Source organism: Bordetella tumbae, from assembly GCF_965139195.1.
Classification (GTDB): domain Bacteria; phylum Pseudomonadota; class Gammaproteobacteria; order Burkholderiales; family Burkholderiaceae_B; genus Bordetella_A; species Bordetella_A tumbae.
The window spans coordinates 46,479-59,675 of sequence record NZ_CBCSJH010000020.1 but is presented as its reverse complement, the minus strand read 5'-3'; the positions used below and the strand labels follow the sequence as shown (position 1 = coordinate 59,675).

Genomic DNA, 13,197 nt, shown 5'->3' with positions numbered 1-13,197 from the left:
CGGCTGTATGTCATTTGCCTATTCGAGGATGTCCATGCTTGTTCCCGTTACCAATACTGATCGCGCTCGTGCGCTTTACGATCTAGGCAAGGCTACGATATTTGCGTCTCAAAGCGATCCGCGCTTTTCGTATTGCATGTATGTGCCTCCGCACATCGACACCGCCGAGCATCCGATGGAGTTGGTGGTGATTGTGCACGGCACGGGCCGCGCTTTTGTGGAATATCGTGATGCGTTTGCCGAGTTCGCCCGTTGGAATGATTGCATTGTGTTGTGCCCGTTGTTCCCGGTAGGTGTATTGGGCGACGGCAATCGCGATGGTTTCAAGCAGATCAAAGAAGGCGAGCTGCGCTATGACCATATTCTGCTCGACATGGTAGATGAAATCGGGGCGAAATTCGGTTGTGACTTCAGCCGGTTTGCACTGTTTGGCTATTCCGGTGGCGGTCAATTCGTTAACCGTTTTACGCTGTTGCATCCCGAGCGTTTGTGGACGGTGTCCATCGGCGCGCCGGGGTCGGTGACGCTGCTGGATGCCGATCGTGATTGGTGGATCGGCGTGCGTGATATGGAGCAGCGGTTCGGCAAGGCCTTGAATATCGATGCCCTGAAGCAAGTGGCCGTGCATATGGTGGTAGGCGCCGCCGATCTGGAAACGTGGGAAATCACGCATCAGGAGGGCGGAAAGTTCTATATGCCTGGCGCTAACGATGCCGGCAGTACCCGGCCCGCGCGTCTGGAGAGCCTGCGTCAATCCTTCGTGCGTGCAGGCATCGATGTCAAGTTGGACATCGTCGAGAACGTGCCGCACGAGGGATTGCTGTGCGTCGATACGGTGCAGGACTTTCTTGCCGATGCATTGAAACAGCGGCGTGCCGCGAGAGCAGGCAAGCAGCCTGCTGATAGAAACGGCAACTCATGATAATGGAGTAGCGACATGCTGCGTTTTTGTCTTGCTCGGATTGTCATGGCCATTCCCACGCTTGTCATCGTGGCTGTCGCCGTGTTTGTCTTGATCCGCCTGATCCCCGGTGATGCGGCGCAACTGATGCTTGGCGATCTGGCGACACCAGCAGCATTGGCGGATTTACGCGCCTCGCTGGGGCTGGATCGTAGCTTGCTTGTGCAATTCGGTATCTGGGTCAACCACTTGCTCTCCGGGGATCTCGGCGTATCCATCAGTACCGGACAGCCGGTACTGCCGCTGGTGTGGGACCGGTTTCTGATAAGCGCCCGGATCGTCGTGGCGGCGGTGTTCTTTGCCAGCGTTGTTGCCGTGCCCGCCGGCATGATTGCGGCCTGGAAGCAGAACCGAACACCCGACCTGGTGCTGGTCAGTGCCGCCACACTGCTGGTGTCGATTCCTTCATTCTGGCTGGGCTTGCTGCTGCTGATTTTCTTTGGCGTAAAGCTGGATTGGCTGCCTGTCGTCGGCTATGTGGATATCGGCACTGACTGGCGATCGGGATTGCTGTATTTGGTGATGCCGATACTGACGCTGTTTTTGCATGAAATCGGCGTACTGATGCGCATGGCGCGTGCCAGCACGTTGGAGGTGCTGCGTCTGGATTACATCACCCACGCTCGTGCCAAAGGATTGCGTGAATCAGCAGTGATGATTCATCACGCTTTTCGCAATGCATTTGGGCCGACCTGGACGCTGATCGGCTTGGTGATGGGAAATTTGCTAGGCGGTATTGCGGTGGTCGAGACGGTGTTCACGATTCCCGGTTTGGGCCGTTTGCTGGTCGATGCCATCTTTTCTCGGGATTATCCCGTCATTCAAGGTTGCCTCCTGTTTGTGGCGGTGGTGTATGTGGTGGTGAACCTCGTCATCGATCTTTGTTATCCGTTCTTTGATCCCAAGGTGGCGGCAGAATGACCAAGAGAAAATTTCCCGCAAACGCGGTGATCGGCTGTGCGATCGTCGGCATGATTGTGTTGATTGCGCTGATAGGCTCGGTGTGGACGCCGCACGATCCATTGCGGATCAATTTTGCCGCACGTCTGAAACCGCCCGGCGGCGAGTTCTGGTTGGGCACGGACGAGTTCGGGCGCGATGTGCTGTCGCGCTTGATGGCCGGTGCGACGAGTAGCGTCTGGATCAGTCTGACCACTGTGGCATTGGCCATCATCGCCGGCACGATCATCGGCGCGATTACCGGTTTTGCACGAGGTTGGACGGATCGGGTGATCATGGCTTTTAACAATGCCTTGCTGGCGTTTCCTGGTTTGTTGTTGGCGCTGGGGTTGTTGGCCATCGTGGGGGCCAATAAATACGGCATCATTCTGGCGCTGGGACTGGCCTATACGCCCTCGGTGACTCGCATCGTGCGCGGCACTGTGCTGTCACTGCGCGAGCGCGAATTCATCGAGTCCTCTCGTGTACTGGGCAACTCCGAGGCCTATACGATGTTCCGGCATGTATTGCCCAACTGTGTGGCGCCGCTGACGGTGCTGGCGACATCGATGTTCGGGTGGGTCATCCTGTCGGAAAGCGCGTTGTCCTTTCTGGGCTTGGGAGTGCCGCCTCCCGCACCGACGTGGGGCAACATGCTGGCTTCGGCGCGGCCTTTCCTGGCGCAAGCCATCTACCTGTCCATATTGCCGGGCGTGTGTATCGCCGTGGCGTTGTTGGGTATTAATCTGCTGGGCGATGCCGTGCGCGACAGACTGGATCCCCGGATGAGGAGTGCGACGTGAATCCCTTGTTGTCTGTGGCCGGCTTGAGCATCGCGGTAGGGCAGGGCGGGCGTGAAATTGTCAAGCGTGTTTCTTTCGAAGTCGCCCCTGGCGAGCGGGTAGGTATCGTTGGGGAATCCGGCAGCGGAAAAACGCAAGCAGCACGTGCTGTGATCGGGTTGACGCCGGCTCCCCTGGTGCAATCTGGCGGTTCGATCCTCTTTGATGGTATTGACATAGCCAAGGCCGACGCTGCAACACTGCGCACTTTGCGTGGAGCTCGTATCGGCATGGTGTTTCAGGAGCCGATGACGTCGTTGAATCCGTCGATGTCGATAGGCCGACAGCTTGACGAAGGCCTGGCGTTGCATCGCCGCGATCTGGATGTAAAGGCTCGTACTCAGCGCATCCTCAGCATGCTGGCCAGAGTAGGCATTCGCGATCCGCAAGCGGCCATGCAGGCGTGGCCGCATGAGTTTTCCGGCGGCATGCGGCAACGCATGATGCTGGCATCCGTTATGTTGCTGGAGCCTGCGCTGCTGATTGCGGATGAGCCCACCACGGCGTTGGATGCGGTAGTGCAGCGCGATGTACTCGAACTGATGGGCGCGTTGGCCCGCGAACAGAATACAGCCGTGTTGATGATCAGTCACGATCTGCCGATGGTGGCGTGCTACACCGATCGTATTGTGGTGATGGAACAAGGGCAGGTCGTAGAGTCGGGCGACACCCAGTCAATTCTGGCCACGCCACGCCATCCGTATACGCGAAAACTGCTGGATGCGATGCCAAGGCGGATGCCGGCTCGCCCTCCTGTGGCCGAGGCTCCATTGGTCGAGGTGCGTAATCTGGTTGTGGATTATGCCGGGCGGCGGCGATTGTTTTCCCGATCGGAGGGGATGCGCGCGTTGAAAGGGATTGATCTGCAGGTACGACCGCGCGAGGTGGTCGCCGTCGTGGGCGGGTCTGGATCGGGCAAGACGACATTGGGACGCGTGATAGCAGGTCTGCTAAAAGCGTCTTCAGGCGAGGTGCGGTTCCGTGGGCAATCCATCCGGCGAGGCTCGCCAGGGTGGCGTGATTATCGAATGAATTGCCAGATGGTGTTTCAGGACCCGTATTCATCGTTAGATCCCCGTATGACCATCGGTCAATTGGTTGGCGAAGGGCTGCGTTTCATGCCCCAGTTGGACGCACGAGCGAAACGCATGCGTCTGGACGAGGTATTGACGGAGGTGGGCTTGGGGCCGGAGTACGCGTCGCGCTATCCGCATCAGCTTTCGGGAGGACAACGTCAACGGGTGGCCATCGCTCGCGCTGTTGTGCGACGGCCTGCTTTTGTCATCGCCGATGAGCCGGTGTCGGCACTGGACGTCACGGTTCGGGCACAGGTATTGACATTATTCGCACAGCTGCAGGAAAAGCACGGATTTTCCTGCCTGTTCATCAGCCACGATCTCAGTGTGGTCGAGCAGGTGGCCGACCGGGTCATTGTCATGCGCGAAGGGGAAATCGTAGAGCAGGGCGGGCGTGACGGGATTTTCGACCAGCCCCAGCACGCTTATACTCGACGCCTGTTACAGGCCATCCCCGCCTTGGCGCCCAATGGGGTGGGAGGGGTGAGCCTGCGTTGGCGTCTGGAGGGCGAACCTTCAGCTTAAAATGTGTGCTTTAGGCAAATCGCGGGAGTAGCCGATGTCCAAATCGGTTGGAGAAAAAGTCGATCTGGCCGACCGTATCGCACAAGACATCCAGGCAGGAGTTTTCAGTGCGGGCTCCTGGCTGAAGCAGATCGATCTGCAAGAGCGTTACGATGCGACTCGCCTGGAGGTGCGTCGTGCGCTGGACCAATTGGCGAGCACCCGGGTGATCAGCCATGTCCCCAACCGGGGCTACCATGTGTTCGAGCGCGATGTAACGAGGGATGAGCAGGTTCGCGATATACGCAAACTGCTGGAAGTCGCAGCGGTCGAAGACCTGATGCCTCACATCACCAAAGCCAAGCTGACCGAGCTGCGTGCGCTGGCCGAGCGTTTCCAGGGACTGCTGGTATCCGGCACGGTACTTGATCTGTACGAAGTCAACATGGCGTTTCATACCGCCATGTACGACATGTGTCGCAATAGAGAGTTGGTGGCGCTGATCTACGAGCTGCGCAAGCGCGGTCCGGCGGCACCGGCGCGCGAGTGGGTGACACACCAGCGTATCGTGCAGTCGGCCAAAGAGCACTTCGATATTGTCGATGCGATGGAGTCGCGCGACCTCAAGCGAGTACAGAAAGCCGTGCGCACGCACGTGGGGCAGGACATCTCCTGAGTACCCCGCGGCTCGACGGCAGCATCGGCGGCCGGTGGCTCGGGATTATCGGCCTGTTTTCTCGGATCGCGCTTCCCAGAAGACAACGCGCCGATGGATAGCCCGCATGATCAATGATCCCGTGAGCCCAATGGCAGCAAGCAGCAGCACACCAGAAAACATGGTCGCGAGGCTCATGCTGACGGACGCCGAGGCGATCAAGTAGCCCAGGCCTTGCTGCGCGGAAAGAAACTCGCCGACCACCGCGCCGATCAGGGCGAGTGAGACGCCAATCTGCAATCCTGAGAAAATTTCTCCTGATGCGGCAGGCAGCTTGACGTGCAGCAACAGATATAGGCGCGAGGCGGAGAAGGCGCGGCATGCATCCAGCAGCTCGGGATCGGTGCGCTTGATGCCGTTTACCGTGTTGACGAACAGCGGAAAGAAGCAGACCAACGCCACCAGCACGACTTTGGACGCCATGCCGAAACCGAACCACACTAGAATAATCGGACCCAGGGCCACCTTGGGCATGGCCTGCAGGCCGATCAGCAGGGGGTAGAAGAATCGTTCAAAGGTGCGGGACTCGGCCAGCAAGGCGCCCATGAATACTGCCAGGCCGCAACCTATCGCGTAGCCGCTGAGGGTTTCCCCGAGCGTTGTAGCGATGTGCGGCCAGAGTTCTCCGGAAATCAGGCCGTGGTACAGCGCTGAAAAGACGGATGCCGGCGGCGGCAGCAGGTAATCGGGGATGGTGAAAATCTCGATCGATACGTGCCACACCAGAACCAGGACGGCCAGGCTGATGAGCGGATAGAGAAACGCGGTGATATCAAGTCGCTTGAGCATGGGTGAAATGGCGTCGCAAGTGATGGCAGGCTGCAGTGAAGTCTGCGTCGTTCAGGGTCTCGAGCGTACGTGGACGTGGCAGGCCGGGACGGTAGTCTTCGATGATGCGCCCCGGGCGAGGGGACATCACCAGGATGCGATCTGCGAGGAATACGGCTTCGGGAATGCTGTGCGTAATGAACAGCACGGACTTTTTCTGCGTGCTCCAAATGCGTTGCAGCTCTAGCGTCAGCGCTTCGCGGCTCAAGGCATCCAGGGCGGCAAAGGGCTCGTCCATCAACAATAGATCCGGATCGGGCAGGAGCATGCGAGCGATCCCCACGCGTTGTTGCATGCCGCCAGACAACTCATAGGGATAGTTGCCTGCAAAACCAGATAGCCCGACGAGTTCCAGCAGCTCCTGAGCTCGCTGGCGAGCGGGAGCCGTGGGCAGCTTTAGTGTCGTGGCCGGTAGTAGCACATTGTCCAGGACGGTTTTCCACGGCAGAAGATTGGGCTTTTGAAAGACGACGCCCGCGCGGCGGCTTGGTCGAGTAATGCGTTCGTTACCCAGCCGCAGTTCGCCTTCTGTGGCGGGCAGTAGGCCGGCGGCCAGTTTCAATAAGGTCGATTTGCCGCAACCTGATGGACCCAGCACTGCGACAAACTCGCCGGCCTCGATCTGCAGATCTATTCCTTGCAGCGCCTGGATGAGACCCGTGCGAGTAGGATATGTCAGCCCGACACCATTAAGACTCAGGCTGGCGCTCATTGTGCCCCCTGTTCCGATGCGCCGGCGGCCCGGGTTTGCGGGTCTTGGTGTGAGCGTATGGCAGCACGGAGGAAGTCATGGACGCGCGACCATGAGGCTGTATTGGCGCGCGCGTTGGCTTCGGGCGTGCCTCCGCCGGTCAAGACAACTTGGGCAACGGGGTGGGGTTTGGCGATCAGCGTCGTGGGCAGGTTGGGTAAGCCTATCGCATGACCTGCCCCATCGCCGCGTACATGTTCGACCGGCCAGGCGTGTTGATGGTCATGCAAGGTCTTCTCGATCTGTTCGCTATACCAGGACGACGGCCAGAACCCGTCGTCTGTGCCGGAGATCAACATGACCGGGCCACGGATTTGTTCCACGGGAATGCGTGCGGCGGCCACGGCGTCTGGATTGCGCATGGGCGTGTGAAAGGCGGGTTCCTGACGTACGGATTCGCCGTTCTTCGGACGTTGATGGAAAGCGCTCCAGTCTGCCTGGTCGTTGTTCTGCCAGACGTTGGGGAGTGGCTTGCCTTGCCAGGTCCATACTGGGGAGTCGGGGGCCTGGCCCGGTTCGCCCGCGCGCAGCGTGCCGTGAATCACCGAGCTCGGTACATAAGCGATGGTGGCGCTGATCTGGTCGGGAAAGCGCGAGGCCAGCAGCAACGACAGCTCGCCACCGCGTGACTGGCCCGTGATGGCAACAAAGCCATTTTCCGGTTGCAGGTGCTGGTGTACCCAGGCCAGTGCGTGTTGAAAATATTCCAGCGGCATGTTCCCGATGCTCTCGGGCAGGCCTGGCGCCTTAAAGTAGCCTAATGCAAATGCGGTATAACCGTGGGCGGCGTATAAGGCGGCCCGCTGTTTTGGTATCCCGCCACCGGATCCGTTCATGACGATGATGACGGGGTGAGGGCGGGTTGTGGCTGGCGTAAACAGGGTGCCGATCAAGCCGGACTCCGAGATCTCGCGGCGTGTGACGCCCTCTACGAGAAACCGCTGGATGAGTTCGGCGTGGGCTTCTTGGCCTTGGTTGTTCCGAGCCGATAGCTGAATTGTCAGCGTTTCGGTTTCTTCGGAGCGGGTGGCATCGGTGGGAGGAGATTGGCGTTGCAGTGACCAGACGGCTGCCATGGCATCTGCGATGGTCCAGTCGCCATGCTCTGGTGCTTGGACGTCCAGATCGACGACGCCATCAGTACCCACGACAAAATCTGCCGTATTGCGCCAGACGCTGCCATCTGGATGCGTCAAGGCCGCAGCGAGTTGTACCGGACCCGGCTGGAATCCGGTCAACTGAATCTGCCTGCGCACATCGACGGCGGCGTCCTGAGGGCTGACATTAATGCGTGGATGACTCATTTCGCGCTCCGGGCTTGCTGGCGTACTGCCTCCGCATCGAAATCATTGATTTGAGAAATCAGGTCGTTCGAAAAGATGTTGTTGATGGGGACGTCGGCAGAGGGGTACTCGCCTGCGTTCGCCATGGCTTGAATACCGCTTTGAATGGCTTTCAGATCGTATTGACCGGGTACGCGGGGCTGGCCGTCGGGTTTGTTGAGCACGCGACTCAGGCGGCGTGACAGCAGCGTGGTCGCATCGGTCAATGCACGCGCAGGATCCGCGTCCGCGGGTTTGGCTTGAGGATTCGCGCGCCAGAATGCCTGGACGCAGTATTCCGGGTTGGCCTGGCACGCGATCTGGGCCTTGGTGTAGGCGCGGGCAAAACGGACCAGCAGATCAGGATGATCGCGGAAGTTATCGGTATGCGTAATGAACCCATTTCCCGCGGTCTCGCTGAAGACCTCGGGATAGGCAATGCGGCGGATTTTGGTGCCGGACATCTCCAGCATATCGTTCCAACTGCTATTGAAATTCAAGGCATCGACGCGGCCTGTCTTCAGTGCCTGAAAACCTGATGCCAGTGCGCCCACTGCGACGTACTGGACGTCTTTGCCGGGGGTGAGTCCCGCTGTGCGCAAGGCAGCACGTCCGCCGGGAATGGTGCCCCACGTCAGCGCGCCCACGCCGATCTGCTTGTCTTTCAGGTCGGCGATGGTTTTGATCGGCGAGTCCGCCAGGACCGCGAATTCCATCGTATTGGATGGCACGCCGTTATAAAAATAGCGTAGCGGCAGAATGTCTTTGCCGCTGAAATAGCTGGAGATGATGGGTTCCGACGTCGGATAGCCAAAGGTCACGCGTTTGCTGGCGACCTGAGGCAACAGTGCGCCTGCGCCTTGAAAGACGATGGTCTTGACCTCCAGATTCTCGTGTTTGAAAAATCCGAGCTCTTGTGCCGCAGCATATGGCGCGCCGTCGTGCACGGCGGGCGGAATGGCCAAGGCCACGGTGACTTCGTCCAGGGCGTGCGCGGAAATAGGAGCGATCGCGGTGAGAGCGGTCATCAAGCTGATCAACGTAAAGCGCATGGTGAGTCCTTTCTAATCAAAACGGTCGGCGGTACATGCAGTCTGTATCGCGCTATCAACGACATGATGTTGCGTGCGGGATCAGTTCACATGTTGGGGATCCAGGCTCAATCGCCTGGCAGCCTCTGCCAGCAATTGATGACGATCGATCTTGTTCGTCGATGCCAGAGGCAGCGCGTCGACAAACCAGACCTGACGCGGGTGCTGATACGCGGGCGCATTTGCCAACGCATACTGTTTGATCTGTTCGGTGTCGGCATGTTGGCCGGCACGTAACACGATGAACGCCACGGGTTTGGTGCCTTTGATGTCATCGTCGACCGGCACCACCGCGGCTTGCTGAACGGCAGGGTGCTGTTCGAGCATTTTTTCGACTTCACCGGGGTAGATGTTTTCACCGCCGCTGACAAACATATCGTCACGTCGGCCGACAAAATAGTAAAAGCCATCGGCATCGCGGCGAAAGACGTCGCCGGTGATGTAATGGCCGTCCGGGGTGAATGGCAGCGCCAGGTCAGGGCGTTGGTGATATCCCTGCATCAAACCCGGGCTGCGCAGCGTCAGAATGCCTTGTTCCGGGCCATCGCCGGGGCCCGGCAGCAACTGTACGGAGACCGAGGGGTGCGGATAACCCACCGACATCGTCGGGGTGGATAATCCTGCCGGATGCGGGCCAAATACGACGGGGCCGCCCTCGGTCGTTCCAAAAGCGTTGATGACGCGTGCGGCCGGAAACAGGGCGTGAATCTGTGTCAGCAGGCTGGCGCTGACCGGGGCAGAGCCCATGCGAATGACCTTAACGGATGACAGATCGGCGTGTGCCAGCAGATCGCGCTCGCGCAGCATCATCGCAATCATGGGCGGCACGGCGGTCAGCCACGTGCAGCGATAAGTGCCGATGGCATCGATGTAGGCTGCCGCTGTGAACTGAGGCAGCAAGACCGTCGTCGCATGGCTGGCCAATGATAGAAAGGCCAGGGCCAGCGCATTCATGTGATACAGCGGGGCGGCGATCAGTGCGCGTTCAGATGCCAAGGGAGTCGCTTTGCGCCGCGTATCGACGGTCCACCACTGGCCCGCATGAGATAGCCGTACTCCCTTGGGTTTGCCGGTGGAGCCGGACGTATACAGCATCAGCGCTGTGTCGTTATCGCCAGGTATATATGAGGATGTGCTGCCCTCGGCGCGCCAGGCATCGAACTCCGGCGTATCCAGCGCGACGCGGGGAATATGACTGGGAATGGCCGTGGCGCGGGCTTGATCATGCAGCACCAGACGTGCGCCGCTGTCTTGCAGTACGTAGTCGATCAGCGCAGGCGGGAACTTGAAGTTGACTGGGACTGCAATGAGTCCAGCGCGCATGATGCCCAGGACTGTGGCGATATAGGGCACTGAGTTCGCGGCGAGGATGGCAATGCGGTCACCGGTCTGAAACCCCTGTGACAGGAGGGCCTGGGCAACGCCGCGCGCCAGGTCATCGACTTCAGCATAGGTATATTGCTGCGCAGTCTCTGGCGTTCCTACTTTGCCATCCAGCCCTATCAGTGCGATTTGCTGCGGATCGGCTTTGGGGTCTATCAGGTCACCGAGGTTCTTCAGAGTAGTCATGATACGGACTGCGTGGCAATGGGAAAGAATTCGAGGCCGGTTGGAGTGGNGCGTCCGGCATCTGTGCCAGGACGCGCCGGGTGATCAGGCCTTGGGCTTGGGCGTGGAATAGGCGCCGCGGCCGCTGGCCAGCAGCTTGCCCTCGGCGTCGTACACATAGGCTTCCGCAATCGAAACCTGCGAGCCGAACTTGATGACTTTGCCTTTGGCATGCAGGTCACCACGCATCGCGGCGCGGTGGTAATCCACGCGCAGGTCGATGGTGGGAACACCGCGTCCGGTCTGCGATACGAGTGCCCAGTCAGCCGTCAGATCGACCAAGGCTGCCAGAATGCCGCCATGGGTGTAGCCGCCGTCGGGGTTGACGACCCATTCTTCGCGCCATTTGGCGGACAGTTCGATTTCGCCTTCGGATACGGACAGGACTTCGATGCCCAGCCATTCGTGATAAGGACCGCGGCGCAGGCGGGCCTGGATGTCTTCTTTGGTGGGGAGTGTGGTTTCGCTCATGATATGGATGGTGAAATATTCAGGGAAATAGTTTCGAAACGGGCATCAAATCAGGGCTTGACGATGACTTTGCCCAGCACTTCGCGGTCGCGAATCAATGCCAGCCCTTCGGCGGCTTGTTCCAGCGGCACGACGCGATCGATGACGGGTTTGACGCTGCCGTCGGCCACCATGTCCAACAGGGCCTTGAGGTTGTCGTCGTAGAAGCTGTTCGAACCCTTGATGTTCAATTCGAAGCTCCACACGTAACGCAGATCTTCTTTCGGGTCATGGCCTGCCGTGGCGCCGCAGACGAGCAAGGTGCCGCCGCGCTTGAGGCATTTCAGCGATGGCACCCAGGTGTCGCCGCCGGTGAAGTTGATGACGACATCCACGCCGCCTTCGTCGGTGCGGCGCTGGGGCTTGCCATATTGCGCGATGGCCCATTTCGAGAAATCGGTCTCGCGATAATTGATGACGTGGTCGGCGCCGATCTTGAGCAGTTGTTCGCCTTTGGCGTCGCTGCCCGCGCAGGCGATGACTTCTGCACCCAGCAGTTTTGCCAGGATGACGCAGGCGGTGCCTACGCCGCCGCTGGCGCCCAACACCACCACGCGATCACCCGCTTTGACGGTGTTGTGGGTGATCAGCATGCGGTGTGCGGTGCCATAGGCGACGGGCAAGGCTGCCGCGTCTTCGTAGCTGACCTTCTCGGGCAGGGCGATCAGTTGCTGTGCGGACACCAGGCAGTATTCGGCCATGCCGCCGTCCAGCATTTCGCCCATCAAGCCCTTGGCGCGATTCAAGGGGTTGACCAGGACGCGGTCGCCGACTTTCCAGTCAGACACGTCGTCGCCGACTTCGACAATTTCACCCGCCATATCCAGGCCGATCACGACAGGCAGCGGGACTTTGATGCCGGGCATGCCGCGCACGGTGAATACGTCGTGATAGTTGAATGAGGACGCACCCACGCGAATCACTACATGGCCTGCCGTGGCGGTGGGGGCGGGTTTATCAGTGACAACCTTCAGTTGGTCCAGGTCGCCGTGTTCGCTCAACAGCAGTGCTTTCATGGTTTTGCTCATAACTCTCTCTCTACGCTCTAGGGGTGTTACTTGATGGATTTAGATTGTTCGTACGGGCCGGTAACAAACAGGTCCTCTTTGAGTTCGCCCTTGATCATTCCGCTTTCTGTAAAGACCTGATGCTCACGTTTCAGGGTGGCGATATCCGCCGGCTCGAAGGCAACGCGGTTCATGTTCGACCATTGGCCTGCGTATACGCGGGCATCTTGTTCGGGGAGGTTGGCGGACTTTTGCAGGATCTCCACGACTTCGTCCCGGTGCGCTTCGCCCCACGACAGTGTGTTGCGCATGCCTGCCAGTACACGAGCCACCACATCGGGATGTTGCGCGATGAATTCACTGCGCACGGCGCCGATGCCGATATACGGCACGGAGTCGCTCTTGGTCAGCTTTTTCCATTCGTCGGCAAACGTACCCAGGCGAGTGACTTTCAGTTCGCTCAGTTGGGCGATCGTGACGGAACGCAATGCTGCGGCATCGACTTGCTTTTGCGCGAGGAACTGCGCGATACGGGATTCGTTGCCGCCCACTAGCGAGAAGTCGCCGTTCTTGATGCCATAGTTGCCGTCCAGCACTGCGCCTGCGATGACAGCGACGGAACTGCCGGCGGGCGACATGCCGACTTTTTTGCCACGCAGTTGTTCCAATGAAGTAATCGGCGAGCCTTCGGGTACGACGAATTGCACGTCGGCGGGCTGGGTCGCGGAAAAGACCTTGATGGGCACCCCTTCGGCGGCGCTGCTGAATACACCTGCGGCGGGTGCGCCAAAGGCCAGATCGATCGAGTTCGAGGCCAATGCACGCAAGGGGGCGTTGACATCGGGGAAGCGAATGAATTCAACGTCCAGATTTTGCTTCTTCAGAAAATCGGTGGCCTCCAGCACTGAGCCATAGCCCAGGCTGACGCCGCTGCTCCAATAGCCAATACGTACTTTGTCGGCGGCCAGGGCATTGGCAGAGGCAAGCAGGGCTGCTGCTGCCAGCGTGACGGGCAGATATTTTTTCCAGTTCATCACAAAAAC

Annotated in this window: 13 protein-coding genes; 5 read left to right on the top strand and 8 right to left on the bottom strand. The window is 59.4% G+C overall.

The features are described 5' to 3' along the window. Positions 1-34: 34 nt before the first annotated feature. From ACNA0J_RS19080 to ACNA0J_RS19060, 5 genes are read left to right on the top strand one after another with little or no spacing between them, the layout of a single operon-like run. The gene (locus tag ACNA0J_RS19080) at positions 35-922 is read left to right on the top strand and encodes an alpha/beta hydrolase family protein (RefSeq protein WP_415820439.1); all 888 of its coding nucleotides are present in this window, start codon (positions 35-37) and stop codon (positions 920-922) included. A gap of 15 nt (positions 923-937) precedes the next feature. Then, entirely contained in the window at positions 938-1,882 is a 945-nt protein-coding gene (locus tag ACNA0J_RS19075; RefSeq protein WP_415820438.1) for an ABC transporter permease, read from the top strand. Further along, on the top strand, positions 1,879-2,703 hold the full coding sequence (locus ACNA0J_RS19070) for an ABC transporter permease (protein WP_415820437.1): 825 nt from the start codon (positions 1,879-1,881) through the stop codon (positions 2,701-2,703). The genes ACNA0J_RS19075 and ACNA0J_RS19070 overlap by 4 nt, the downstream gene beginning before the upstream one ends. Beyond that, entirely contained in the window at positions 2,700-4,343 is a 1,644-nt protein-coding gene (locus ACNA0J_RS19065; RefSeq protein WP_415820436.1) for an ABC transporter ATP-binding protein, read from the top strand. Before ACNA0J_RS19070 ends, ACNA0J_RS19065 begins: the two co-directional genes overlap by 4 nt. A gap of 34 nt (positions 4,344-4,377) precedes the next feature. Continuing rightward, a complete protein-coding gene (locus ACNA0J_RS19060; RefSeq protein ID WP_415820435.1) occupies positions 4,378-4,998 on the top strand; it encodes a GntR family transcriptional regulator in 621 nt (206 codons plus the stop codon). Between the two features lie 45 nt (positions 4,999-5,043). On the opposite strand, the gene ACNA0J_RS19055 is transcribed toward ACNA0J_RS19060, so the two are convergent. From ACNA0J_RS19055 to ACNA0J_RS19020, 8 genes are all read right to left on the bottom strand, one after another. Then, the gene (locus ACNA0J_RS19055; RefSeq protein WP_415820434.1) at positions 5,044-5,826 is read right to left on the bottom strand and encodes an ABC transporter permease; all 783 of its coding nucleotides are present in this window, start codon (positions 5,824-5,826) and stop codon (positions 5,044-5,046) included. Continuing rightward, positions 5,810-6,577 (bottom strand): ABC transporter ATP-binding protein, encoded by a 768-nt coding sequence (locus ACNA0J_RS19050; protein ID WP_415820433.1) that lies wholly within the window; start codon positions 6,575-6,577, stop codon positions 5,810-5,812. Before ACNA0J_RS19050 ends, ACNA0J_RS19055 begins: the two co-directional genes overlap by 17 nt. Then, positions 6,574-7,920, bottom strand: a complete 1,347-nt coding sequence (locus tag ACNA0J_RS19045; protein WP_415820431.1) for an acyl-CoA thioester hydrolase/BAAT C-terminal domain-containing protein — start codon at positions 7,918-7,920, stop codon at positions 6,574-6,576. Before ACNA0J_RS19045 ends, ACNA0J_RS19050 begins: the two co-directional genes overlap by 4 nt. Next, a complete protein-coding gene (locus tag ACNA0J_RS19040; protein WP_415820430.1) occupies positions 7,917-8,990 on the bottom strand; it encodes an ABC transporter substrate-binding protein in 1,074 nt (357 codons plus the stop codon). Before ACNA0J_RS19040 ends, ACNA0J_RS19045 begins: the two co-directional genes overlap by 4 nt. A gap of 81 nt (positions 8,991-9,071) precedes the next feature. Next, positions 9,072-10,598, bottom strand: a complete 1,527-nt coding sequence (locus ACNA0J_RS19035) for a class I adenylate-forming enzyme family protein (protein WP_415820429.1) — start codon at positions 10,596-10,598, stop codon at positions 9,072-9,074. Between the two features lie 84 nt (positions 10,599-10,682). Further along, positions 10,683-11,108 carry a PaaI family thioesterase gene (locus tag ACNA0J_RS19030; protein WP_415820428.1) on the bottom strand — a complete coding sequence of 142 codons (426 nt, stop codon included), beginning with the start codon at positions 11,106-11,108 and terminating at the stop codon, positions 10,683-10,685. 50 nt (positions 11,109-11,158) lie between these two features. Further along, on the bottom strand, positions 11,159-12,163 hold the full coding sequence (locus ACNA0J_RS19025; RefSeq protein ID WP_415820427.1) for a zinc-binding dehydrogenase: 1,005 nt from the start codon (positions 12,161-12,163) through the stop codon (positions 11,159-11,161). Between the two features lie 38 nt (positions 12,164-12,201). Next, complete coding sequence (locus tag ACNA0J_RS19020) at positions 12,202-13,188, bottom strand: ABC transporter substrate-binding protein (RefSeq protein WP_415820426.1); 987 nt, start codon at positions 13,186-13,188, stop codon at positions 12,202-12,204. Between the last annotated feature and the right edge of the window lie 9 nt (positions 13,189-13,197).